General features: G+C 72.2%; 23 protein-coding genes. 11 read left to right on the top strand and 12 right to left on the bottom strand.

Going from position 1 to position 23,756, the window contains the following annotated elements:
• Positions 1-90 precede the first annotated feature (90 nt).
• On the top strand, positions 91-1,737 hold the full coding sequence (locus tag ACZ4EF_RS23980; protein WP_467506356.1) for a COG1361 family protein: 1,647 nt from the start codon (positions 91-93) through the stop codon (positions 1,735-1,737).
• 35 nt (positions 1,738-1,772) lie between these two features.
• On the opposite strand, the gene ACZ4EF_RS23975 is transcribed toward ACZ4EF_RS23980, so the two are convergent.
• On the bottom strand, positions 1,773-3,119 hold the full coding sequence (locus ACZ4EF_RS23975) for an MFS transporter (protein WP_467506355.1): 1,347 nt from the start codon (positions 3,117-3,119) through the stop codon (positions 1,773-1,775).
• 88 nt (positions 3,120-3,207) lie between these two features.
• Between ACZ4EF_RS23975 and ACZ4EF_RS23970 the strand changes: the two genes are divergently transcribed.
• Together ACZ4EF_RS23970 and ACZ4EF_RS23965 are read left to right on the top strand one after the other, a co-directional pair.
• Entirely contained in the window at positions 3,208-3,729 is a 522-nt protein-coding gene (locus ACZ4EF_RS23970) for a MarR family winged helix-turn-helix transcriptional regulator (RefSeq protein WP_391050496.1), read from the top strand.
• Between the two features lie 51 nt (positions 3,730-3,780).
• A complete protein-coding gene (locus tag ACZ4EF_RS23965; RefSeq protein ID WP_391050498.1) occupies positions 3,781-4,623 on the top strand; it encodes a carboxymuconolactone decarboxylase family protein in 843 nt (280 codons plus the stop codon).
• A 92-nt stretch (positions 4,624-4,715) separates the two neighbouring features.
• Here the strand turns inward: ACZ4EF_RS23965 and ACZ4EF_RS23960 are convergent, their stop codons facing one another.
• The 6 genes from ACZ4EF_RS23960 to ACZ4EF_RS23935 all read right to left on the bottom strand — a co-directional run bounded on the left by ACZ4EF_RS23960 (position 4,716) and on the right by ACZ4EF_RS23935 (position 9,959).
• Positions 4,716-5,489: a succinate dehydrogenase iron-sulfur subunit gene (locus tag ACZ4EF_RS23960; protein WP_355336872.1), complete on the bottom strand. Its 774-nt coding sequence runs from the start codon at positions 5,487-5,489 to the stop codon at positions 4,716-4,718.
• Positions 5,489-7,243, bottom strand: a complete 1,755-nt coding sequence (gene sdhA / locus ACZ4EF_RS23955) for a succinate dehydrogenase flavoprotein subunit (RefSeq protein WP_391050500.1) — start codon at positions 7,241-7,243, stop codon at positions 5,489-5,491. Before sdhA ends, ACZ4EF_RS23960 begins: the two co-directional genes overlap by 1 nt.
• An 85-nt stretch (positions 7,244-7,328) precedes the next feature.
• A complete protein-coding gene (locus ACZ4EF_RS23950; protein WP_355336874.1) occupies positions 7,329-7,811 on the bottom strand; it encodes a succinate dehydrogenase hydrophobic membrane anchor subunit in 483 nt (160 codons plus the stop codon).
• A 6-nt stretch (positions 7,812-7,817) separates the two neighbouring features.
• Positions 7,818-8,198, bottom strand: coding sequence for a succinate dehydrogenase, cytochrome b556 subunit (gene sdhC, locus ACZ4EF_RS23945; RefSeq protein ID WP_188279402.1), 381 nt, complete (start codon positions 8,196-8,198; stop codon positions 7,818-7,820).
• 49 nt (positions 8,199-8,247) lie between these two features.
• A complete protein-coding gene (locus ACZ4EF_RS23940) occupies positions 8,248-8,931 on the bottom strand; it encodes a 2-oxo-4-hydroxy-4-carboxy-5-ureidoimidazoline decarboxylase (RefSeq protein ID WP_355336875.1) in 684 nt (227 codons plus the stop codon).
• A 227-nt stretch (positions 8,932-9,158) separates the two neighbouring features.
• Complete coding sequence (locus ACZ4EF_RS23935) at positions 9,159-9,959, bottom strand: DUF4253 domain-containing protein (RefSeq protein ID WP_355336876.1); 801 nt, start codon at positions 9,957-9,959, stop codon at positions 9,159-9,161.
• A gap of 185 nt (positions 9,960-10,144) precedes the next feature.
• On the opposite strand from ACZ4EF_RS23935, the gene ACZ4EF_RS23930 reads away from it, so the two are divergent.
• Positions 10,145-10,765 (top strand): RNA polymerase sigma factor, encoded by a 621-nt coding sequence (locus ACZ4EF_RS23930; protein WP_317452472.1) that lies wholly within the window; start codon positions 10,145-10,147, stop codon positions 10,763-10,765.
• A gap of 272 nt (positions 10,766-11,037) precedes the next feature.
• Here ACZ4EF_RS23930 and ACZ4EF_RS23925 read toward each other — a convergent pair whose 3' ends face one another.
• Entirely contained in the window at positions 11,038-11,664 is a 627-nt protein-coding gene (locus ACZ4EF_RS23925; RefSeq protein ID WP_355336877.1) for a L,D-transpeptidase family protein, read from the bottom strand.
• Between ACZ4EF_RS23925 and ACZ4EF_RS23920 the strand changes: the two genes are divergently transcribed.
• Both ACZ4EF_RS23920 and ACZ4EF_RS23915 read left to right on the top strand, forming a co-directional pair.
• Positions 11,636-12,001: a hypothetical protein gene (locus ACZ4EF_RS23920; protein WP_355336878.1), complete on the top strand. Its 366-nt coding sequence runs from the start codon at positions 11,636-11,638 to the stop codon at positions 11,999-12,001. The genes ACZ4EF_RS23925 and ACZ4EF_RS23920 overlap by 29 nt on opposite strands.
• Positions 12,002-12,149: 148 nt before the next feature.
• Positions 12,150-13,730, top strand: a complete 1,581-nt coding sequence (locus tag ACZ4EF_RS23915) for an acyl-CoA mutase large subunit family protein (RefSeq protein ID WP_355336879.1) — start codon at positions 12,150-12,152, stop codon at positions 13,728-13,730.
• A gap of 48 nt (positions 13,731-13,778) precedes the next feature.
• Here the strand turns inward: ACZ4EF_RS23915 and ACZ4EF_RS23910 are convergent, their stop codons facing one another.
• From ACZ4EF_RS23910 to ACZ4EF_RS23900, 3 genes are all read right to left on the bottom strand, one after another.
• Positions 13,779-13,943, bottom strand: coding sequence for an SCO1431 family membrane protein (locus tag ACZ4EF_RS23910; protein ID WP_355336880.1), 165 nt, complete (start codon positions 13,941-13,943; stop codon positions 13,779-13,781).
• 115 nt (positions 13,944-14,058) lie between these two features.
• Positions 14,059-15,426, bottom strand: coding sequence for an alpha-2,8-polysialyltransferase family protein (locus ACZ4EF_RS23905; RefSeq protein ID WP_467506354.1), 1,368 nt, complete (start codon positions 15,424-15,426; stop codon positions 14,059-14,061).
• Positions 15,426-16,544: a glycosyltransferase family 2 protein gene (locus tag ACZ4EF_RS23900; protein ID WP_391050505.1), complete on the bottom strand. Its 1,119-nt coding sequence runs from the start codon at positions 16,542-16,544 to the stop codon at positions 15,426-15,428. The genes ACZ4EF_RS23905 and ACZ4EF_RS23900 overlap by 1 nt, the downstream gene beginning before the upstream one ends.
• 223 nt (positions 16,545-16,767) lie before the next feature.
• Here ACZ4EF_RS23900 and ACZ4EF_RS23895 point away from each other — a divergent pair, with 223 nt between their 5' ends.
• From ACZ4EF_RS23895 to ACZ4EF_RS23880, 4 genes are all read left to right on the top strand, one after another.
• Complete coding sequence (locus ACZ4EF_RS23895) at positions 16,768-18,066, top strand: DUF6716 putative glycosyltransferase (RefSeq protein ID WP_355336883.1); 1,299 nt, start codon at positions 16,768-16,770, stop codon at positions 18,064-18,066.
• Positions 18,067-18,211: 145 nt separating this feature from the next.
• A complete protein-coding gene (locus ACZ4EF_RS23890; protein WP_391163315.1) occupies positions 18,212-19,522 on the top strand; it encodes a cytidylyltransferase domain-containing protein in 1,311 nt (436 codons plus the stop codon).
• Positions 19,523-19,610: 88 nt separating this feature from the next.
• Positions 19,611-20,552 (top strand): N-acetylneuraminate synthase family protein, encoded by a 942-nt coding sequence (locus tag ACZ4EF_RS23885; RefSeq protein WP_355336885.1) that lies wholly within the window; start codon positions 19,611-19,613, stop codon positions 20,550-20,552.
• Between the two features lie 102 nt (positions 20,553-20,654).
• Positions 20,655-21,806 (top strand): hypothetical protein, encoded by a 1,152-nt coding sequence (locus ACZ4EF_RS23880; RefSeq protein WP_402711149.1) that lies wholly within the window; start codon positions 20,655-20,657, stop codon positions 21,804-21,806.
• Positions 21,807-21,905: 99 nt separating this feature from the next.
• Here the strand turns inward: ACZ4EF_RS23880 and ACZ4EF_RS23875 are convergent, their stop codons facing one another.
• A complete protein-coding gene (locus ACZ4EF_RS23875) occupies positions 21,906-22,361 on the bottom strand; it encodes a winged helix-turn-helix transcriptional regulator (protein ID WP_355336887.1) in 456 nt (151 codons plus the stop codon).
• A 194-nt stretch (positions 22,362-22,555) separates the two neighbouring features.
• Here ACZ4EF_RS23875 and ACZ4EF_RS23870 point away from each other — a divergent pair, with 194 nt between their 5' ends.
• On the top strand, positions 22,556-23,725 hold the full coding sequence (locus ACZ4EF_RS23870) for an MFS transporter (RefSeq protein ID WP_467506386.1): 1,170 nt from the start codon (positions 22,556-22,558) through the stop codon (positions 23,723-23,725).
• Positions 23,726-23,756: the final 31 nt, after the last annotated feature.

Here is a 23,756-nt window from a genome sequence, read left to right as displayed (position 1 = left end):
ATAACAAACGGAAACCCGTACAACCCCGGTGCGACATCGGCCGTCCAACTCCCCACAACGAACCACCACTCGAAGTGACGGGGAGACACCATGCGAGGTCGCGCATTCACCGGACGGCTGCGCCCGGCGGCGCTGGCCCTTGGGGCGGCCGGGGTGTTGACGCTCGGCGGCGGAGCCGTGGCGTTCGGAGCCGACGGGCCGCCGGCGGACACCGCGCCGGCCGATTCGATCGACCTGGGCCTGCGCGCCTACGACGTGACCTTCGCGCCCACGGCGGCCGGGGCCGAACCGGTCACCCGCTCGATGGCGGTCACGATGTTCCACCACGACCCGAACGTGGCCGTGCCCGCACAGCGACTGACCTTCTCCGCGGCGGGCATGAAGAACGTCGCCGAGGTCGTCTGGCCGCAGGGCTGTACGGTGACCGGCGCCGACGCCGTCTGCACCGTGCCCGGCGCGCCCGTCGGGCAGCTCGACCTGCCCGACGTCGCGGTGAAGATCCGGCCGCTGCCGGGCGTGGCCGCCGGGGCCAAGGGGTCGTTCAGCGTCAGCCACCGCAACACCAACGGCAAGACGCAGACGTTCAAGCCGACGGTGACGCTGGCCGACGGCCCGTCCCTGGTCGTCGGCCGGGCGGCGGCCACGACCCTCGCCCCCGGAGCGAACGGCGACGTGCCGGTCACCGTCACCAACGAGGGCAACGCCGACGTCGCCTCGGTCCAACTGGAGCTGCGGTGGTCGCACGGCCTCACCCCGGTCGAGCGCTTCTCCAACTGCGTGTACGACACCTCCCGCGACCCGCGGCAGGGCGTGGACCGTACGGTGGCGCGCTGCGCCATCGACCAGCCGCTCGCCGCCGGCGCCAGCTACGGCGTGCGCGACACCGTCTCGATGAAGGCGAACGCGGACGCCTACGCGGAGAGCGTGGACGTCACGGCGTTCACCCCGAAGGAGGCCACCGCGCACCCCGCGGGCGAGCCGGGCACCGGGCCCGCCCTGCACCTGGTGCCGGTTCCCGGCGGGACCCCGGGGGCGGACGGCCGTAACGACACCTCGTACGGCGGCGCGGACTTCACGGTCACCAACAGCGCGGACTTCGGGATCTCCGCGCCCGAGGTCACCGGTGCGAACGGCGCGCAGGTCAAGCTCACCGTGCACGTGGACAACCACGGACCCGCCTCGATCGACCCGCTCGAGTACTTCACGCCGGTCACCCGCTTCGACGTCCGCGTGCCCGACGGCACCGCACTCGTGCAGTGGCCCGTGACGTGCGCGCCGCGCGACACCGCGAAGCGGTACCTGCGCTGCGCGTCGGACACGGAGTCCGACGTCGAGCACCCGGTCACCCTCTACAGCGGGAAGTCGTACGACTTCCCGCTCACCCTGCGCGTCACGTCCACCGGCGTGCACCGGGGCGAGGCGGCGCTGCTGACGACCGGGCCGAACCGGATCGAGCTGCCCTTCGACCACAACGCGGCGAACAACACGGTCGCGCTCGTGGTCAAGACGTCGGCCTCGAACGCCTCGGCCACCGCCGGTTCTTCCGGCTCTTCCGGTTCCAACGGGACCACCGGATCGGCCGGGTCCTCCGGCGCGGTGTCCGGCGGCGCGGGCAACGCCTCGCTGCCCGCCACCGGCGCGGGCGCGACCCGGCTGATCGGCGCGATCGCGGTCGGCGCCGTCGCGTTCGGCGGCGCGGTGCTGTTCACCGCGCGCAACCGCCGCCGTACCGCGTAGTCCGCGGGTTCCCGACAGCTCCCCCCACGGGGTGATCAGACGGTGACCGGTGCCCGCTCCCTGGGGGCGTCGGTCACCGTCGTCGCGTGCCGCACACCGGGGACGGCCGCCGTCCCCAGGCACAGGGCGCCGACCAGCGCCGCCGCCACGTACAGCGGCACGGCGGGTCCGAAGGCGTCGCAGGCGAGCGGCGCGAGCGCGTATCCGACCGGCATCGCGCCGAGCGAGAGCAGCCAGTCGTACGAGGTCACGCGGGCCAGCACCCCGGCGGGCACCGAGCTGAACACGTAGGACTCCCAGACCGGGTTGAAGAAGCCGAGCGCGCCGAGCGCGAGGCCGTAGGAGACGATCAAGGGCACGGCGGGGGCATCGGCGGCGAGCAGGACCAGCGGCAGCGCGTAGCTGGTCAGGGCCAGATTGCCGGTGAGCACGGGGCGGCGCAGCCGGGCGCGGGAGGCGAGCAGCGAGCCGGTCAGCAGGCCGACGGAGCCCGCTTCGAGCATCAGCACCCACATGCCGTCGCCGCCGCGCCGGTGGTGCGCGATCAGCGGGCCGAGGGTGGCCAGGACGGCGGCGGCCCCGTTCCACACCGCGTGGGCGATCAGGCTGGTCCAGTACCAGTCGCGGGCGCGGACCTCGGTCCAGCCCTGGACGAGGTCGGCGCGCATCGAGCGGCGCGGGATGGGGGTGCGGCGCACCCGGACGAGGGTGAGCAGCGCCGCACTCGCCGCGAAGGACGCGGCGTCCAGCAGGAACGCCCAGCCGGGCCCCGCGGTGAAGATCAGCAGTCCGGCGAGCGCGGGGCCGCCGAGCCGGGTCGCGCTCGCGGCGGACGCCATCAGGGAGTTGGCGCCGAGCAGGCCGTCCTCCTCGACGGTGCCCGCGACCAGCGGCGCGGAGGTCGGGATGGCGAAGGCGGAGGCGGCCCCGCCGACGGTCTCGGCGACCGCGAGGACCAGGATGCTCGGGTCGCCGCCGACGAGTTCGAGGCCGACGAAGATCTGCGCGGCGCAGCGGACGAGGTCGGTGGTGAGCGCGACCTTGCGCGCGTCGAACCGGTCGGCGATCACGCCGCCGACCGGCAGCAGCAGGAGGCGCGGCACCATCGCGCAGCCCAGCACGACCGCGAGCGCGGACGCCGAGCCGGTCGCGCGGCTGATGGCGATGGCGAGCGCGGCCGGGACGACGGCGTCGCCGAGGGCGGAGAGCGTCCGGCCGAAGAAGAGCAGGCGGAACGAGCGGTGCCGGAGCGGGTGCCGGGGCTTGGTGGGCGGGGCGACGGGGTCCTGGCGGGAGCCGTCGCGGGGGGCGTCGTGCCGGTCGTCGCGGAGGTCGTCACGCGGGTCGTCGTGCCGGTCTTCGTGCGGGGGCGGGGTGGTCACGGCGAACAAGGTATTTCGGTGTCGAACATTTCGTCAACGAATATTTCGGCACCGACGTATCTCCGGTGGGTAGGCATAGGATCGGCCCATGCCCACCCCGCACGACTGGACCGACGGCCACGTCGCCCGCTGGCAGCCCGTACTGCCCGACCTCGACCCCGACGTCGAGGGCGCCGCCACCCGCGCCATGCTGTTCACCGACCACATCCGCAGGGTCAAACAGCGCTCGCTCGTCGACCACGGCCTGCACAAGCACGAGTACGAGACGCTGCACACGCTCGCCGGGCGCGGCGGCCGTACCGTTCCCTCCGAACTCGCCGCCGACCTCAAGATGGCCCCCGCCTCCATCACCGGCCGCCTCGACGGCCTGGAGCGGCGCGGGTACGTACGCCGTACGCCGTCGGCCGCCGACCGCCGCCGGGTCGACGTCGAACTCACCGAGGCGGGGCGGCAGGCGTGGCTCGGGGCGCTGGAGTTCCAGGGCCAGGAGGAGCGCCGGCTGCTGGGCGTGCTGACCCCGGCAGAACGGCGCACGCTCTCCGACCTGCTGCGGCGGGTGATGCTGGCGGCCGAGGGGAACGGGGACGGCAGACGCGACTGCACGGGCTGAGCTGGCGTGGGGCTTGCGCTGGAGTCGACTCCAACCCCTAGCGTCGTCGTCATGACCCCCGCAGACGGCTCCGACCCCACCGACCGCGCCGAATCCGCTCCCGCCGACGACCGGTACGCGCGCGGCCTGGCCGCCCTCCGCACGGTCACCGGCGACGAGCGCCCGGCCCTGCTCGACTCGGTCGCGGAGATCGCCCCCGACCTGGCCCGGATGACCATCGAGTTCGGCTACGGCGACATATGGTCACGCCCGGGCCTCACCCCGCGGCAGCGGCAGCTCGCCACCGTCGCCGCGCTCGCCGCCCTCGGCAACGCCGCCCCGCAGCTCCGCTTCCACATCGCCGGGGCGCTCAACGTCGGCTGCACCCGGCGCGAGATCGTCGAGACCTTCATCCACACCACCGTCTACGCCGGTTTCCCCGCCGCGCTCAACGCCCTCGGCGCCGCCCGTGAGGTCTTCGCGGACCACCCGGCCGACGACGACCCGGTCGTCAAGGAGCCGGTCGACGGCGGCCGTTACGAACGCGGCCTGGACGCGCTGCGCACCGTCGACGGCCCCGACGGCGTCCGCGTCGTGGCCACCCTCGACGACATCGCCCCCGACCTCGGCCGCTACATTGTCGAGCACGTCTTCGGCGACATCTACTGCCGCACCGGCCTGGACCTCGTCACCCGCGAACTCCTCACCATCGCCATCTGCACCGCCCTCGGCACCGCCGCCCCCCAGCTCCGCATCCACATCCGCGCCTTCCTGCGCCTCGGCGGCACCCGCACCGAAGTCGTCGAAACGCTCACCCAAATGGCCGGCTACGCCGGTTTCCCCGCCGCCCTCAACGGCGTCACGGCAGCCCGCGAGATCTTCACCGAGCACGACGCGGCCGGGACCGCGGGCTAGCGCGCGCGAGGAGGACCCGCGTACGGGCACGCGAAAGGGCCCGCCCGTGGCCGGAGACGACCGGTCGGGGCGGGCCCTTGGGGACGCAGGGGTCAGAAGCGGCGGGTGATCAGGGCGCGCTTGACCTCCTGGATCGCCTTCGTCACCTCGATGCCGCGCGGGCACGCGTCGGTGCAGTTGAAGGTGGTGCGGCAGCGCCAGACGCCGTCCTTGTCGTTCAGGATCTCCAGGCGCTGCTCACCCGCCTCGTCGCGGGAGTCGAAGATGAAACGGTGCGCGTTGACGATGGCCGCGGGGCCGAAGTACTGGCCGTCGTTCCAGAAGACCGGGCAGGACGACGTGCACGCGGCGCACAGGATGCACTTGGTGGTGTCGTCGAAGCGCTCACGGTCCTCGGCGGACTGAAGGCGCTCACGGGTCGGCTCGTTGCCCTTGGTGATCAGGAAGGGCATCACATCGCGGTACGCCTGGAAGAACGGGTCCATGTCGACCACGAGGTCCTTCAGCACGGTCAGGCCCTTGATCGCCTCGACCGTGATCGGCTTGTCCGGGTTGATGTCCTTGATCAGCGTCTTGCACGCCAGCCGGTTCTTGCCGTTGATCCGCATGGCGTCGGACCCGCAGATGCCGTGCGCGCACGAGCGGCGGAAGGTCAGCGAGCCGTCGATCTCCCACTTGACCTTGTGCAGCGCGTCCAGGACGCGCTCCTTCGGGTCGATGGCCAACTGGTAGTCGACCCACTCCGCGTCCGCCGCGACCTCCGGGTTGAACCGGCGGATCCGCAGCGTGATCGTGATCAGGTGTGCGTCGGTCACCTCGGCGGCGTCGAGGGCCGCCGAGTGCTTGTCGAGCGTCGGGGTGCTCATCAGTACTTACGCTCCATCGGCTGGTAGCGGGTCTGCACGACCGGCTTGTAGTCGAGGCGGATCGACTCGACGCCGGTCGCGTCCACCTCGCGGTAGGCCATCGTGTGCCGCATGAAGTTGACGTCGTCGCGGTTCGGGTAGTCCTCGCGGTAGTGACCGCCGCGCGACTCCTTGCGGGCGAGCGCGGAGACCGCCATGACCTCGGCCAGGTCGAGCAGATTGCCCAGCTCGACGGCCTCCAGCAGGTCGGTGTTGAACCGCTTGCCCTTGTCCTGGATCGCCACGTTCAGATAGCGCTCGCGCAGCTCGCCGATCTTCTCGACGGCCGTCTTGATGGTCTGCTCGGTGCGGAACACCATCACGTTGGCGTCCATGCACTCCTGCAGCTCCGTGCGGATCACCGAGACCCGCTCGGTGCCGGTGGACGCGCGCAGCCGCTCCACCTGCGCCTCGACCAGCGACGCCGGGTCGTCGGGCAGCGGCACGTAGTCGTGCGCGTGCGCGTACTCGGCGGCGGCGATGCCGGAACGGCGGCCGAAGACGTTGATGTCCAGCAGCGAGTTGGTGCCCAGCCGGTTCGCGCCGTGCACCGACACGCACGCGACCTCACCGGCCGCGTAGAGGCCCGGCACGACGGTGCTGTTGTCGCTCAGCACCTCGCCCTGCACGTTGGTCGGGATACCGCCCATCGCGTAGTGCGCGGTCGGCTGGATCGGGATCGGGTCGGTGTACGGCTCGATGCCCAGGTACGTCCGCGCGAACTCGGTGATGTCCGGCAGCTTCGCGTCGAGCTGCTCCGGCGGCAGGTGCGTGAGGTCGAGGTAGACGTGGTCGCCCTCGGGACCGCAGCCGCGGCCCTCACGGATCTCGGTGTAGATCGCGCGGGAGACGACGTCACGCGAGGCGAGGTCCTTCATGACCGGCGCGTACTTCTCCATGAAGCGCTCGCCGTCCTTGTTGCGGAGGATGCCGCCCTCACCGCGGGCGCCCTCCGTCAGCAGGATGCCCATCCGCCAGATGCCCGTCGGGTGGAACTGGAAGAACTCCATGTCCTCCAGCGGCAGCCCGCGCCGGTACACCGCGGCCTGACCGTCACCGGTCAGGGTGTGCGCGTTCGACGTCACCTTGAAGAACTTGCCGGTGCCGCCCGACGCGTAGATCACGGCCTTCGCCTGGAAGACGTGGATCTCGCCGGTGGCCAGTTCGTACGCGACCACGCCCGCGGAGCGCTTGACGCCGTCGACCTCGACCAGGAGCTGGTCCAGGACGTAGAACTCGTTGAAGAACTCCACGCCCTCCTTGACGCAGTTCTGGTACAGCGTCTGGAGGATCATGTGGCCGGTGCGGTCCGCGGCGTAGCAGGCGCGGCGCACCGCGGCCTCGCCGTGGTTGCGGGTGTGGCCGCCGAAGCGGCGCTGGTCGATCCGGCCCTCGGGCGTCCGGTTGAACGGCAGGCCCATCTTCTCCAGATCGAGGACCGCGTCGATGGCCTCCTTCGCCAGGATCTCGGCGGCGTCCTGGTCGACCAGGTAGTCACCGCCCTTGATCGTGTCGAAGGTGTGCCACTCCCAGTTGTCCTCCTCGACGTTCGCGAGGGCGGCGGCCATGCCGCCCTGGGCGGCGCCGGTGTGGGAGCGGGTCGGGTACAGCTTGGTCAGAACGGCGGTGCGGCTGCGCTTGGTGGCCTCGATGGCCGCGCGCATGCCGGCGCCGCCCGCGCCGACGATGACGGTGTCGTACTTGTGGATCTGCATGGGGGTCGCTTCCCTGTTCCAGCCCTGGCTCAGCGCTTGGCGTCAGCGGCTTCGCGGCTTGGCGGTGATGGCCGTGTCGGCCGCGTTAGCGGATGTTCGGGTCGAAGGTGAAGATCACCAGCGAACCGAGCACGATGGTGAACGCCGTCGCGGTGAACAGCAGCGTCTTCAGCCAGATGCGGGTGTTCGGCCGCTCGGCGTAGTCGTTGATGACGGTCCGCAGGCCGTTGCCGCCGTGCAGCATGGCCAGCCAGAGCATCACCAGGTCCCAGCCCTGCCAGAACGGCGAGGCCCAGCGGCCCGCGACGAACGCGAAGCCGACCTTGGTGACACCGCCGTCGAGCACGAGCTGGATCAGCAGGTGGCCGAGGACCAGGACGACCAGCACCACACCGGACAGCCGCATGAACAGCCAGCCGTACAGCTCGAAGTTGGTGCGGGAGCTGCGCGGGGTCCGCTTGGTGCGGGCGCGCGGCGGCTCGATGACCGGGGCCGGGTTGTCCGGGCTGTACGTGACGCTGGAGCCGGTCAGCTCGACCGCGTCCGCGGGAGTGATTTCGGTGGACATGTGCGGTCAGCTCCCGAACAGGACTCGTGCGGCGTGGCCGAGGACGGGGTAGATCGCGCCGACCATCAGGAGAGCCCACAGGCCGAGCACCGTCCACAGCATCTGCTTCTGGTAACGCGGGCCCTTGGTCCAGTAGTCGACCGCGATGATCCGCAGGCCGTTCAGCGCGTGGAAGAGGATCGCGGCCACGAGGCCGTACTCCAGCAGGCTGACGATGGGGGTCTTGTAGGTCGCGACGACCTTGTCGTAATCCTCGGGGGAGACCCGCACCAGGGCGGTGTCGAGGACATGGACGAACAGGAAGAAGAAGATGAGGACACCGGTGACTCGATGAGCCACCCAGGACCACATGCCTTCCCGGCCGCGGTACAGCGTTCCAGCCGGCACGGAAAAAACCCTCCGGGAGCGGGGCGAGGGGTGCCGGCTTCGGTGTCGGTCACGCCCGGCCGGGTACGGTCCACCGGCCCCGGCCATCGTAGCGACGCGATGTCGGCTCCGGACCGCGGGGTAGGCCAGGTGTGATCGATCCCGCACGGTCGGGTGAACCGGCGGGGGTCTTTCGCGGGCCGGACTCGGCCAGATGCCCACCGGTGTCCGCGAGTCGCAGCAGCCGCGCGCGGCAGATCCGGCGCAGCTGCTCGGCCGTCGCCACCGACTCCTCGTCCTCGTCGTGCCCCAGGCGCTGGCGCAGGCTCGCCAGCGTCAGGTCGAGGGCGGCGGCCGGATCGTCGGGGTCGTCCAGGTCGGTCAGCGCGATCACGAAGGCGTGGCCGAACTTCGCCTCGTACGCCGCGTTCGCGGCCCGCAGCGCGGTGTGCACGGTCAGGCCGCCGCGGTCGGGCAGCGCGGTGGTGGCCTCGCCCGCCAGCGCCTCGGCGAGATCGCCCGACGTCAGGTCGTACGCCGCCTCGTCGGCCGCGGCGAGCAGCGCCTCGACCGTCGGATACGGCCGGTGCGCGGCCACCCGGCGGGCCCAGCGGTGGCTGCCGCAGCAGGTGCGCAGCGCCGCCTCCGCGACCAGGGAGGGGGCCCGGTTGAGCAGATACAGCCCCTCGGGCGGGGTGTCGCTGGACAGCGCTGGGCTCCTGGATCGGGTGGACCGGGGGTACGGAATCGGCACGGCGGTACGACAGGTGCGGATTCGGTACGGCTTCGGCTCGGGAAGGTACGGCAGGGGGAGTGCTCCCACTTTAGGGGCAGCCGGTTCGAACATGTCCGACGGGACCTTGAACTTCACTCGTACGTGAGGCGGCGCGCCCTCCGTTGACGCGCCCCCCGTTGACGCGCCCCCCGTTGACGCGCCCCCGTTGACGCGCCCCCCGTCGGCCCGCCCCGGCCCGGCGCCGCTCAGTCCCACCAGAACGACCACAGCCGCTCCCCGCGCAGCGCCTCGGCGTAGTCGGGGAACGGAAACGTCCCGTCGTTCAGATTCGACGCCCCGGTCAGCACGTGTTCGAGCGCGACGTGCCCGGCGTGCGCGGAGGCCAGCGGCGGCGAGGCCACCGACACGAAGACCGACGAGCCCTCGAAGCCGATCACCCGCGCCCCGAACCGGTCCTCCCACGTACGCAGCAGCGCCGACAGCTCCAGCGCGGGCGCCTCGGTCTCCCAGCCCGCCAGCGCCGGGATGTCGGCGCTGCGCTCGGCGCGGACCAGCGCGATGTGTGCGATGAAACGGGTCGTGAAGTAGTGCAGCATCTGCCCGACGGCCGCGCGCGCCACCGCGTCGGGCGAAGGGCCGGGATGCGGCGGCGAGGCGGCGGCGAGCCCGGGAAAGGCGGTGAACGGCGGCCCCGGATCGGCCGCCAGCAGCGCCGCCGCGTCGTCCGGCCACACCTCGTCGATCGCCGGGTGCGGCGGGAGCAGCGACCGCGCCTCCTGGTACGTCCCCCACGACTCGCGCAGCGACGCCTCCGCGTCCACCGCGTCGATCTCGGCCGCGCGGTGCCCGAAGCCGTTCGCGCACGGCCACGCCATCAGCACCGGCCGCCAGCCGGTCTCCTCCTGCTGCGCCTGGTAGCGGGCCCACAACCGGCCCGGTGCGACCACGGGTTCGTCGCTCAGCCACAGTCCCGGCGCGGAGCCGGGGACCAGCCGTCCCGGCGGCAGTCCGCCCGGGAGCCCGTCGAGGAGGCGGTCCAATGACATCGGAGGACTCCTCAACGACCGTTCATGAGGGGACTGCGTGGGGGAAGTTGACGACGGCCGGGGGCCGCCTCCCCCCACAGGAGCGTCCCCGGCCGCCGTCTTGTACGGCGTATCCCCGTTCAAAAGTGTCACCGCTCCCATGGTTCAAAAGTGTCAGCGCTCCCACATGAGGCAGGATGGGGCGAGTGTTCGAGGGGGTGGGGCCAGAGGTGGACCTGGAGACCGCGGTAGCCGGGGCGCAGCGCGGGGACGAAGCCGCGTTCCGCGTCGTGTACCGCGCTGTGCAACCGCAGTTGCTGCAATACGTCCGCAGCCTGGTCGGACCGGTGGACGCCGAGGACGTCGCCTCCGAGACCTGGTTGCAGATCGCCCGCGACCTCCCCAACTTCCGCGGCGCGGGCGACTCGGTGCGCGGCTGGGCGGCGCGCATAGCCCGCAACCGCGCGCTCGACCACATCCGTGCCCGCGCCCGGCGGCCCGTCTCCGGCGCGGGGGTCGACGAACTCGTCCAGCTCCCCGACCGGGCCGACACCGCGGGCGAGGCGCTGGACGCCGTCGCCACCGACCGCGCCCTGGCCGCGATAGCCGCCCTGCCGCGCGAGCAGGCCGAGGCCGTCCTGCTCCGCGTCGTCATGGGCCTGGACTCCACCAGCGCCGCCCGCGTCCTCGGCAAGCGCGCCGGGTCCGTCCGGATGGCCACCCACCGCGGCCTGCGCCGCCTGGCCGAACTCCTCGAACACGACGACGACCCGCGCGCCGACGCCGACCACGTCGGCGTGACCTTCTCGACCTCCAAGGCCCTGTGACGCGACCCGCGGGGCTCGGTACGGCGCCGCGCGGGGCGCTTCCGGGGCCCGCGGCCCCGGCCGCCGACCCCTCCGACGAATCATGGGACGGCCGGGGCGGGTGCGGCCAGGTGACACTTCCGCGTGCCGGTGCGCTGTAGGAAGTGGACCGACTGGTCATCGGTCCTGCGGACCCCGGTTCTCCCCGTATCGGGGTCCGTGCAAAGGGCGCGGCCGGGCGCATTCCCCCTGCCCGGCCGCGCCCGTCACCACAAGGACCGGCGCCGCCCGCGTCACCAGTAGACGACGACCTTGTCACCCACCTTGACCTGGTCGAACAGCGCGGAGACCGCCGCCTTGTCCCGTACGTTCACACAGCCGTGCGAGGCGCCCGCGTAGCCGCGGGCCGCGAAGTCCGAGGAGTAGTGCACGGCCTGGCCGCCGCTGAAGAACATCGCGTACGGCATCGCCGTGTTGTAGAGCGTCGAGACGTGGTCGCGGCTCTTGAAGGTGACGTGGAAGAGCCCCTCGCGCGTCGGGGTGTACTGCGACCCGAAGCGGACGTCCATGGTGGCCCTGACCTTGCCGTCGACCACCCACGACAGCGTGCGAGTGGTCTTGCTCACACACATGGCGCGGCCGGTCATGCAGCGCGGGTCGAGCTTGCCCGCGGGCTTGGGCGGCGCGACCGGGTACAGCTCCTTGTGGGTCGGGGCGTGGGTCAGCGAGCGCAGCTTCGTCCAGGTGTCCTGGGTGACGCGGCCGGTGATGGCCAGGCCGTGCCGCTCCTGGAAGTCGCTCACCGAGTGCTGGGTGACGGTGCCGTAGTAGCCGGTGGGGGACTGGCTGAAGAGGTGGAGCTGGGCGAGCCTGGCCTGGAGTTCGCGGACCTTGGCGCTGGTCGAGCCGGTGGCGATCACGGCGGGGACGACGGGCGGCGCGGTCGTGGCCGGAGCCGTCGGCGAGGCCGGTGCGGTCGTGGTGGGCGCGGCCGACGTCGTCGGGGGCGCGGTGGTGGCCGGCGGCTCCGACGACGGCTGCGCGGTCGTCGCGGTCGGCGACGGCGCGGCCGAGGTGGCCGGCGGCCTGTCCTTGCCCGAGGCCCCGGTGTCCTGCGGTCCGCAGCCCGCCAGCACGGCCGTCGAGAGCGCCGCCGTCACGACCGCCGCGGCCACCGCCAGCGGCGATCTGCTGCCCGTCCCCGTCATCGTCCTCATCCCCTGCGTCCCCCCGCTCGTACTTCCTGTTCTTCCCTAGACATCGATTCCCGGCCGTGCGGTTGCGCGAACCGCGGGGAAGACTGTGAGGAAGGTCCCAGGCCGCCGCGGTGCACCGCACGCAGGGCCGCCGCTACAGTCCGTTACGCCAGCCACACAGCCATTCAGCAGCACACGGAGGCGTGAAGATGACACGCGAGTCGGAGTCGGGACTGCCGATCGAGCCCGTTTACGGGCCGGGTGTGTTGGAGGGCTGGGATCCCGCGGCCGAGCTGGGGGAGCCGGGCGCGTTCCCGTTCACCCGCGGTGTGTACCCGTCGATGTACACCGGCCGTCCCTGGACGATGCGGCAGTACGCGGGCTTCGGCACGGCGGCGGAGTCCAACACCCGCTACAAGGGCCTGATCGCCAACGGCACGATGGGCCTGTCGGTCGCCTTCGACCTGCCCACCCAGATGGGCCACGACTCCGACGCGGTGATCGCGCACGGTGAGGTCGGCAAGGTCGGCGTGGCGATCGACTCGGTCGAGGACATGAAGGTCCTCTTCGACGGCATCCCGCTGGACCGCGTGTCGACGTCGATGACGATCAACGCGCCCGCCGCGCTCCTGCTGCTGATGTATCAGCTCGTCGCCGAGGAACAGGGCATCGAGGCGTCCGCGCTGACCGGCACGGTGCAGAACGACGTGCTGAAGGAGTACATCGCGCGGGGCACGTACATCTTCCCGCCCAAGCCGTCCCTGCGGCTGATCGCGGACATCTTCGGATACTGCCGGACCGAGATCCCGAAGTGGAACACCATCTCGATCTCCGGCTATCACATGGCGGAGGCCGGTGCCTCGCCCGCGCAGGAGATCGCGTTCACCCTCGCCGACGGCATCGAGTACGTGCGCACCGCCGTCGCCGCCGGGATGGACGTGGACGATTTCGCACCGCGCCTGTCGTTCTTCTTCGTCGCCCGCACCACGATCCTGGAAGAGGTCGCGAAATTCCGGGCCGCGCGGCGCATCTGGGCGCGGGTGATGCGCGAGGAGTTCGGGGCGAAGAACCCGAAGTCGCTGATGCTGCGCTTCCACACCCAGACCGCCGGTGTGCAGCTCACCGCGCAGCAGCCCGAGGTCAATCTCGTACGGGTGGCCGTCCAGGGCCTGGCGGCGGTGCTGGGCGGCACGCAGTCGCTGCACACCAACTCCTTCGACGAGGCCATCGCGCTGCCCACCGACAAGTCCGCCCGGCTCGCGCTGCGCACCCAGCAGGTGCTGGCGTACGAGACGGACGTGACCGCGACCGTCGACCCCTTCGCCGGGTCGTACGTGGTGGAGAAGCTGACCGACGACGTCGAGGCCGCCGCGCTGGCGCTGATGGCGAAGGTCGAGGACCTCGGCGGCGCGGTCGCGGCGATCGAGAACGGCTTCCAGAAGTCGGAGATCGAGCGCAGCGCGTACCGGATCGCGCTCCAGACGGACTCCGGCGAGCGCGTGGTGGTCGGCGTGAACCGCTACCAGCTCGACGAGGAGGAGCCGTACGAGCCGCTGCGCGTCGACCCGGCCATCGAGGCCCAGCAGGCCGCCCGGCTGGCGGCCCTGCGCGCGGGCCGCGACCAGGACGCCGTGGACGCGGCGCTGGCGGCCCTCCAGAAGGCCGCGCAGGGCACCGACAACGTCCTCTACCCGATGAAGGAGGCGCTGCGGGCCCGCGCCACCGTCGGGGAGGTCTGCAACGCGCTGCGGGAGATCTGGGGCACGTACGTCCCCACGGACGCCTTCTGATCCGCGCCCGGGCCCGCCGACACCGTCACGCGGGCCTCCGGAGCGCCGTCAGAGCAGGTGGATCTGCGTGATCAGCATCGCCACCAGCACGGTGAGCGTCCAGCCCAGCACCTGCTCCATGAGGTGCTTGCGGTCCTTGGGCCCGCCCGTGCCGGTGCCGGGCTCGGTGTGCGGGCGGGGTGCGGCGAAGTCGCTCACGGTGTCGGTCCTCATCGTGTGGGTGTACGGCCCCTCAGGCCGGTGCGGCCCCCGGAAGTCCTCCACGATGCGCCGTCCGACGCCGCCGGTAAAGGGGCGAATGCCCCACCGGCGGCGATCGTGAGGGATGTCACCCCATGGTGGCCTTCTTCAGGGCGCGCGCCCTGCGGGCCACCCTGCGGACCGTCCGATTGCGCGGCACGAACGCCAGCCGGGCCGGTACCGCGCCCGGCAGCCCGAGCGAGGTCAGCCGCCGCCGCTTGAAGTACGGCCAGGTCGCCGCGCTCAGATGACCCGTCAGATACGCCTCCGCCCCGGCCCGCAGCTTCGGGTACGCCTTCGGCTGCATGCAGAAGCCCACCGCGTGCAGCAGCGGCGTCAGCTCCGCCGCCACCCGCTCGGGCGACGGCGACGACCAGGACCGTACGGCCGAGGCGTCCGCCAGGTCCGGCAGCAGCGCGTGCACGATCGTCACGGGCACCCGGTTGCTGTTCTGGTACGGCGACAGGCGCTCCAGCAGCAGCTTGGTGCCGGTACGGGCCACCGGGATGCCGTACAGCGCCGACGCGGTCAGCAGCGCGGTGGAGAAGCAGCCGACGACCAGCGCGGGGCGGGCCCGCTGGTAGACCACCTCGGCCAGCACCGGCGTGTTGAGCACCGTCAGCCTCGCGCCCAGCCGCTCGGCCTCCGCGCGCAGCGGCTCCGTCCAGTGCGCGGGGGCCGTGGGGTGCGGCTTGAAGACGATCGCGCGGTGCCCGAGGGCGGCGGCGCCGCGCACCATCGACAGGTGCAGCTCCTCCTCCTCGGCCACGGAGAGGATGCCGAGCGCCGACAGGTACTGGCCCAGCAGCAGCGCCGCGCCCTCCGGCACGTCCGCCAGATGCTCCTCGGCGAGGTCGGCGGAGCCCTCCGCGACCTCGGAGAGCACCTTGGTGAAGCCCTCGGTCGGCACCACCTGCGGCTCCACGCCGTGCTCGGAGAGCAGCAGCGGACGCAGTCCCGGCACCAGGTCCAGGTGGTAGAGCCGGTCGATCCGGGTGTCGACCAGCAGCCCCAGCTTGTTGCGGGTCGGGCCGTACGACATCAGGCCGTCCGCGTACACGCTGATCGGGGCGCCGGTGAAGACCTGCACGAGGGAGAGCGCGGGCGCGACCTGGAGGGACTCGACGATCAGCTCCACCGCGTCGTCGCCCAGGCTCCACAGCATCCGCAGATGCCGTTCCCACAGCGGCACGTCGTCCGGGCGCGGGACCCAGCCGCCCGGGTGCAGCGGGGTGATCGTCTCGTTCCACGACACGATGCGGTCGAAGCGGTCGCGCAGCACCTCGAAGCCGGGGGCCTGGTCGAGCCCCGGATTGGTCTCGGGCACCGACGCGTTGTTGCTGACCACCAGGATGCGGCGGTCGGCGGGCGGGAACGACCCGGAGTCCAGGCCGGCGGCCAGCGTGGCGGCGCCGTACAGCGTGGAGGCCATGAAGAGCTGAGTGGTACGTGCCATCACGCGACCGCCGATCCGTTGTCCGTGGCGTCCGGATCGTCGTCGGCCTCGGGCTTCGCGGCGCCCGCCCCCGCTCCGGCGGCCGGGGAGGCGGAGGCCGCGGTGCGCCGTGCGGCGGGCGACAGCTCCGGGTAAGGATCGGCGTCCAGGCCGTCGGTCCTTACCGGCACCCGCCAGCGCAGGCGGCGGATCTTCACACTGCGCTCCAGGTCCATCGAGTCCAGCGCGTCGGTGAGCACATCGTGCGGCAGCCGGTTCAGCGCGGCGGCGCTGATCGCCTTGAGCTTGCGGGCCAGCACGGGCTCGAAGCGGTCGATGTTGTCGAGGTGGTGGGCGATGATCGCGCAGTAGGTGCGGACCGCCTTGGGCAGGAACAGCTCCGCGTCCCGGTCCGCGGTGATCTCCGCGATGACCTGGTCGAAGGAGCGGACGAAGTCGAGCTGCCGGATGTCACCGATCTGGGTGAGCGAACTGGCCACGCCGCGCCGGTAGTAGACGCCCAGCAGGCCCAGCACCGCGCAGGACTTCGCCTCGCGGTGCAGCCGCCAGATCCACGGCCGGTCCTCGGCGGTGCGCAGGTGCTCGGGGAAGTGCAGCAGCCCCTCGTCCACGATCCGCCGGTGGTAGGCGCCCGCCCAGGAGTACGGGTAGTCGACCAGCGTCGGGCGGTCGGCGGGCAGGATCGTCGCGCGCGGGTCGAGCCGCTGACCGCGGCGGCCGTACGGCGCCCGGATGATGTTGCGGGTGCTGCCGGTGCACTGCACATGGTCGGTACGGATGAAGTCGACGTCCAACTCCTCCATCGCCCGCACCAGTTGCGGCAGATAGCCCGGGGCCATCCAGTCGTCGCCGTCGAGGAACGTCAGATACGTCCCCCTGGCCGCGTCGATGCCCGCGTTGCGCAGGCTCGCCACCCCGGTGTGGTCACGCCGGATGATCCGTGCGCCGGGCAGCGAGCCGACCCCTTGCTCCAGAAGCTCCGGAGTCCGGTCGGTCGACCCGTCGTCCATCAGCAGGAACTCGAAATCCGAGCGTGCATTGGCACGGAGACTGCGCAGCGCGTCGGGCACGAATTGCTGCACATTGAAAAAGGGCACGATAACGGTGAGCTTGACCACCCGCCGTACCTTAGGGCGTTTGCCTGTCCTTTTGCTTTGCGTCGAGCGTACATCTGGGTAAACGGCAGATGTCGGAGCGATGAAGCAGGCCCCGCACGGGCTCTTCTGCCGGTCGGAGAACTCCTGGCCTATCCACGGCAGACGGCTAAGTGGCGGCTCTATGTTTACCTGCTGTTGGTCGCCAATTAGCACGATGAACTCAACGGCTTCCTAAGGTCTTGCCGTGCCAAAACGTAAGCCCGGCCCATTGCGGGTCACTGTGATCGCCGACTCGGACACCCGGTGGAAGTGGGGTGCGCTGACCGCGCGCCGGATCGACCCCGAGGCCCGACTCGACGCGCGGCTGCTGCGCGGCCGGGCCACCCCCACGCCCCGCCAACTGGCGGAACTCGGTATTCCGGCCGACTCCATGGAGGAGGCGACCGCCGCCGAGATGCTGGCCGACATCGACGAGGAGAGCTGCGACGTGGTCGTCATCTCCTGCGTCGGCGGCACCGTCCAGGCGCTCCTGCACGGCTTCGCGCGCGCCTGGGAAGGCCGCCCGCAGCGACCGCTGGTCGTCACCGGATACGTCGGCGTCGTATACGAGAAGCTCGCCGACGGTCTCCTGCTGCGCGCCGGGGCCGATGTCGTCCTCGCCAACAGCGCCGACGACGCACGGCGGTTCAGGGACGTGTACGAAGGCGTCGGCTACCGCACCACGAGCATCGTCGAGACCGCGCTGCCGTTCCTCGGCGGCGAGCCGTACCGGCCCGACGACCAGCGGCCGTTCACCGTCACCTTCGCCGTGCAGCCGTCCGCGCCCGAGGGCCGGGCCGACCGGACGCACCTGCTGCGCCGCACTGTCGACCACGCGCGGCGGCACACCGAGCGCGAGGTGCTGGTCAAGCTGCGCAGCAAGCCCGGCGAGCACACCACGCACATCGAGGAACACCCGTACCAGAAGCTGGTCGCCGCCCTCGATCCGCCGGACAACCTCCAGTTGGTCTACGGCAACATGGCCGAGGTCCTGGACCGTACGGACCTGCTGGTCACGGTCAGTTCGACCGCCGCGCTCGAATCGCTGCACCGGGGCATCCCGACCGCGATCCTCACCGACCTCGGCATCCGCGAATCGCTCGGCAACCACCACTTCCTCGGCTCCGGCTGCTTCGCCTCCTGGGACGAACTGGACGACGGCCACGTGCCGCACGCCCACCCCGACTGGACCGCGGCCCACGGTGTCGCCGCCCTCGCGCCCTTCGCCGCCCTGCGCGCCCGCGTCCAGGCACTGCTCGCCGAACCCGAACTGCCGCGGATCACGCCGTACTACACGCTGCGCACCGCCCCCGGTTACCTCCCCGGCGTCCTCGCCCGCCACGGCCTCGACCCCAAGGGCGAACCCGTCGGCGGCCTCGCCCCGCGCGACCCCGGCCCCGTCCGCCGCGCGGTCCGCGACTTCGTCCGCAACTCCGCCCGCACCGCCTACCGCCAGGGCGTCCAGCGCGTCGCCCCCACCATCCGCCGCTGGGGCCAGCTGTGACGGCCCGCACGCGATTCCCGGCCGAGCGCGCGGTTCCCCGCGCCCCTGGAGCGGCCGTCCTCCGCATACGCGGCGAAAGCACAGAGCCCCTCGCGGGAGCGGGGCGCCGGGGCCGCCGGGCCCGAAAGACGACAGGAGTCACCCGATGAGCGACCGATCCACCACCCCGGCCGGAAGCGTCCTTGCCGTCATCCCCGCGCGCGGGGGGTCCAAAGGGGTGCCCGGGAAGAACCTGGCGCCGGTGGGCGGGGTGCCGCTGGTGGCGCGGGCGGTGGCGGCCTGCGTCGAGGCCGGGCGGGTGACCGCGGTCGTCGTCTCCACCGACGACCCCTCCATCGCCGAGGTCGCGCGCGCCGCGGGCGCCGAAGTCGTCCTGCGCCCGGCGGCGATCGCGGGCGACACCGCGACCAGCGAGGCCGCGGTGCTGCACGCGATGGACGCCCACGAGGCGATGAGCGGCGCGGCCACCGACGTCGTCCTGCTCGTCCAGTGCACCAGCCCGTTCATCACCGCGGAGGAGGTCGACGGCGTCGCCGCCGCGGTGCTGGACGGCGGCGCGGACACCGCCCACACCGTCGCCCCCTTCCACGGCTTCATATGGCGCGAGGCCGGGGACGCGGCGGCGGCCGACACGTCGCACGAGTCCGTGAACGGGACCGCGGAAGCCCCATCGGGCAGGACGGCCGACGTCACCGCGCCCGCCTCCGCCGTCACCGCGCCCGCCGCCGGGGGCGCCGTCGGCGTCAACCACGACAAGTCCACCCGGCCGCGCCGCCAGGACCGGCCGCAGGACCTGCTGGAGACCGGCACCGCGTACGCGATGCGCGCCGACGGCTTCCGCGCCGCGAACCACCGCTTCTTCGGCAGGACCGCGCTGGTGCGCACCGACCCGGCCCGCGTGCTGGAGATCGACGAACCCGCCGACCTCGAACGGGCCCGCGCCCTCGCCCCGCTGCTCGACCCGCGCACGACGACCCCCGGCTGGGGCGACGTCGACGCGGTCGTCCTCGACTTCGACGGCACCCAGACCGACGACCGGGTGCTGATCGACGCCGACGGGCACGAGTCGGTCACCGTGCACCGCGGTGACGGCCTCGGCGTCGCGGCCCTGCGCCGCGCCGGAATGCCCGTCCTCATCCTGTCCACCGAGACCAACCCGGTCGTCGCCGCACGGGCCCGCAAGCTCAAGGTCCCCGTGCTGCACGGCATCGACCGCAAGGACCTCGCCCTCAAGCAGTGGTGCGAGGAGAACGGCATCGCGCCCGAGCGGGTGCTCTACGCGGGCAACGACGTCAACGACCTGCCGTGCTTCGGCCTGGTCGGCTGGCCCGTCGCCGTCGCCGGTGCCCACGACGTGGTGCGCGCCTCGGCCCGCGCCATCACCACCGCCCAGGGCGGTCACGGCGCGATCAGAGAGATCGCCGCCTGGCTGCTGGGCCCCACTCTCGCCCGCTGACAAGCAGCCGCCGACGACCGCCGACCCCGGCCCCGCCGGCGGCACACATCCATCCCCCCGACAGTCCCAACCCGTAAGGAACACCCTCGTGACCACATCCATCCCCGCAAACCTCCGCCGCGTCGGCTCCCGCCACATCGGCAACGGACAGCCCGTCTACGTCACCGGCGAGATCGGCATCAACCACAACGGCGACCTGGAGAACGCGTTCGCACTGATCGACGCGGCCGTCGCCGCGGGCTGCGACGCGGTCAAGTTCCAGAAGCGCACCCCGGAGATCTGCACCCCGCGCGACCAGTGGGAGATCGAGCGCGACACCCCCTGGGGCCGTATGACGTACATCGACTACCGGCACCGCGTCGAGTTCGACGAGGCCGGCTACCGGTCGATCGACGAGTACTGCCGCAAGCGCGGCATCGACTGGTTCGCCTCCCCGTGGGACGTCGAGTCCGTCGCCTTCCTGGAGAAGTTCGACGTGCCCGCCCACAAGGTGGCCTCCGCCTGCCTGACCGACGACGACCTGCTGCGCGCCCTGCGCGGCACCGGCCGCACCGTGATCCTGTCCACCGGCATGTCCACGCCGAAGCAGATCCGGCACGCGGTCGAGGTGCTCGGCAGCGACAACATCGTGCTGTGCCACGCCACGTCGACGTACCCGGCCAAGCACGAAGAGCTGAACCTGCGCATGATCAACACCCTCCAGTCCGAGTACCCGAACGTGCCCGTCGGCTACTCCGGCCACGAGGTCGGCCTCCAGACCACGCTCGCCGCGGTCGCGCTCGGCGCCGTCTTCGTCGAGCGGCACATCACCCTCGACCGCGCCATGTGGGGCTCCGACCAGGCCGCCTCGGTCGAGTCGACCGGCCTGGAGCGCCTGGTGCGCGACATCCGGATCATCGAGACCTCCCTCGGCGACGGCGTCAAGAAGGTCTACGAGGGCGAGCTCGGCCCGATGAAGAAGCTGCGCCGCGTCGCGGGCGTCGTCGCCGAGTCCGAGGCCGCGGGCGTCGAGGCACCCGCCGCCGTCTGACCCCGGAAGGGCGGCGGGGATCACTGACCAGGACCGGCGGGACCGCGGGACCTTCGGGTCTCCCGGTCCCGCGCACAATCGCAGAGGAAAAGGGGAACGGCCATGACCGGTAAGCCCGCAGTCGCGGCCGGGCAGGTGCCCGCACCGGGTATCGGCGCCGTCGCGCTCGTCGAGTCACCCGTCCAGCTCCTCAACGTCCTGGAGTGGGCGCACATCCATCCGCCCACCGTCCCCGCCGCCCGCACCACCGGTGAACCGGCGGTACCCGCCGAACCGGAACCGGTCGCGCGACCGCTCACCGTCGTCGTCCTGTCCCCGGTCGACCCCACCAGCCGCGGCCAACTGCGCCGCATGGCCGAACTCGCCCGCGACGAAGGCGCGGTGGTCCGCTGGTTCGAGGCCCGCGGCAGCCGCGGCGGCCTCCTGCGTACGGCGGTCTCGCTCGCGCCGCTGCTCTTCCGGGTCGAGCACCTCGTGATCGGCGACCCGTTCTCACGCCTCGTCCAGGTGCTGCTCCCGCTGTGCCGCGCCCGTGAGCTGACCGTCGTGGACGACGGCACCGCGACCATGGAGTTCACCGAAATCCTCTCCAGAGGCGGCCGGTTGGTGCGCTGGCACCGCTCGGGGCGGCGCCGTTCGCCCGTCGACGCGGCCTTCGGGATCTTCTCCTCCGCGGCCCGCCGCCGCCTGACGCCCGGCAAGCGGCGCCATGTCGAACTCTTCAGCGCGATGCCCGCGACGCCGCCTCCGGGGATGGCGCTGCGCACCAACCGCTTCGCCTGGACCCGCAGCCGCTTCGGGCCGCCGCGCACGCTGGCGGGCACCGACCTGATCGGCACCTCCCTCGTCGAGACCGGCGTCGTCGACCCCGAGCGGTACCTCGCCGTCGTCCGCTCGCTCGCCGAACGGCACGGCGCCAAGCGGTACTTCGCGCACCGCCGCGAGGCCGTCGACAAGCTCCACCGGCTCGCCGCCGAGACCGGCCTGGAGATCGTCCGGCCCGACCTCCCGCTCGAACTCGTCGCCCGCCGCGGCCCGATCGGCCGTACCGTCCTGTCCTTCCCGTCCACGGTCGTGCACACGCTGCCGCTCGCGCTCGGCGGTACGGGAGTCCGTATCGTCGTCATCGACATCGACCAGGAGTGGCTGACGGCCGCCGCCTCGCCGCGCGCCCACACCTTCCTGACCGGTATCAACCACTCGGCCCGTGACCTGCACGGCCTGAACGGGGCCGAGTCCCCGAGCCCGGCCTGAGTCCCGGGTCCCGCCTGAGTCCCGAGCCCGGCTTGAGCCCCAGGTCCCCGGGTCCCGCCTGAGTCCCAGGGCCCCGGGTCCGGCTCAAGTCCCGCCGCCTCAGGGGACTTTGGTGACTTTGGTGACGGCGGTGTCGTCGGCGTCGAGCCGCCGCCCGTCCGCGGCGTGGACCTCCAGCGTGCGCAGGGGACGTCCCTGGCGGAGGTCGGTCAGCTCCGAGTGCGGCTCGTCGGGGGCGAAGAGATTGCGCTCGCCCCACTGCCGCAGCGCGACGACGACGGGGAACAGGTCCTTGCCCTTCGGCGTCAGTACGTACTCGCGGTAGGCGCTGCCGTCCGAGGCGGGGACGGTGTCGAGCACCCCGGCGGCGACCAGCGAGCGCAGGCGCGCGGTGAGGATGTTCTTCGCGACGCCGAGACCGCGCTGGAACTCCCCGAAGCGGCGGCTGCCGTCGAAGGCGTCCCGCACGATCAGCAGGGACCACCAGTCCCCGATGGTGTCGACCGAGCGCGCGACGGGGCAGTCGCTGTCGTCGAAGCGGGTCCGCTCCACCATGTCGCCCTCCCTCTGTGACGTGTTCCGTCCTGGTTGCATCATGCTACCGGATCGGCCTATGGTCCACCTGGTAGCAAGATGAAACCAGTGAGGGAGGGCGTGGCGTGGGACGAGCGTGCGAGGTCGTGGGGGAGGCCGTTCCTGTCGATACGGCGCGGGTCGCGGGGCCCGGCGCGGCGAAACCCGGATTCACGCTGACCCGAGGCGTCACCCTGCTCTTCGCGGTCGCCTGCGGCACCTCCGTGGCCAACGTCTACTTCGCGCAGCCCCTCCTGGTCACCCTGGGCCGCGACTTCTCGATCGGTACGGCGACGGTCGGCGCGATCGTGACCCTCACCCAGGTCGGTTACGGCCTCGGCCTCTTCTTCCTCGTACCGCTCGGCGACCTGCTCGACCGCAGACGCCTCGTCGTGGCACAACTCCTGCTCCTGGCAGGGGCGTTGACGGCGGTCGGCACGGCGGGCGACGCGGCGCTCCTGCTCGTGGGGCTCGCCGCCGTGGGACTGCTCGCGGTGGTCACCCAGACGCTCGTCGCCTTCGCCGCGTCGCTGGCTCCGCCCGGCGAACGCGGGCGCGTCGTCGGCCTGGTGACCAGCGGCGTGGTCACCGGCATCCTGCTCGCCCGTACCGCCTCCGGCGTCCTGGCCGACCTCGCGGGCTGGCGCTCGGTCTACCTCACCTCCGCCGTCCTGACCTGCGTGCTCGCCCTGGCCCTGCACCGCCTGCTGCCGTCCCGTCCCGGCGCTCCGCGAACGTCCGGGGGATACGGGCGGCTGCTGCGCTCCACCGTCACGCTGTTCGCGCGGGAACGCCTGCTCCGGATACGAGCCCTGCTCGCGCTCCTGGTCTTCGCCGCCTTCAGCGTCCTGTGGAGCAGTGTCGCGCTGCCGCTCAGCGAGCCCCCGCTCTCCTTGTCCCACACCGCGATCGGCGCCTTCGGCCTGGCCGGGGCCGCCGGCGCCCTGGCCGCCACCGCGGCCGGCCGCCTCAACGACCGCGGCCTGTCCCAGCGCACCACCGGCATCGCCCTGACCCTGCTCACCGCCTCCTGGCTGCCCCTCGCCTTCACCCGCCAGTCGCTCTGGGCCCTCGCCGTCGGCGTCATCGTCCTCGACCTCGCCGTACAGGCCGTCCACGTCACCAACCAGACCCTCGTCCACGCCCTCCGCCCCGAAGCCGGCAGCCGCCTCATCGGCGGGTACATGGTCTTCTACTCCCTCGGCAGCGCCTCCGGCGCCTTCGCCGCCACCACCCTCTACGCCGCCGCGGGCTGGCCGGCCGTCTGCGCCCTCGGCGCCGCCCTGAGCCTCGCCGCCCTCCTCCTCTGGGCGGCCACCACTCCGCGACGCCGAGGGCCGCGCTGACGCTGTGGGGCGAGCCGATCTTTCGGGCGCT

This window comes from Streptomyces sp. NPDC025721, from assembly GCF_055558595.1.
The sequence above is the reverse complement of the archived record's forward strand: the minus strand, read 5'-3'. Positions and strand labels throughout refer to the sequence as shown.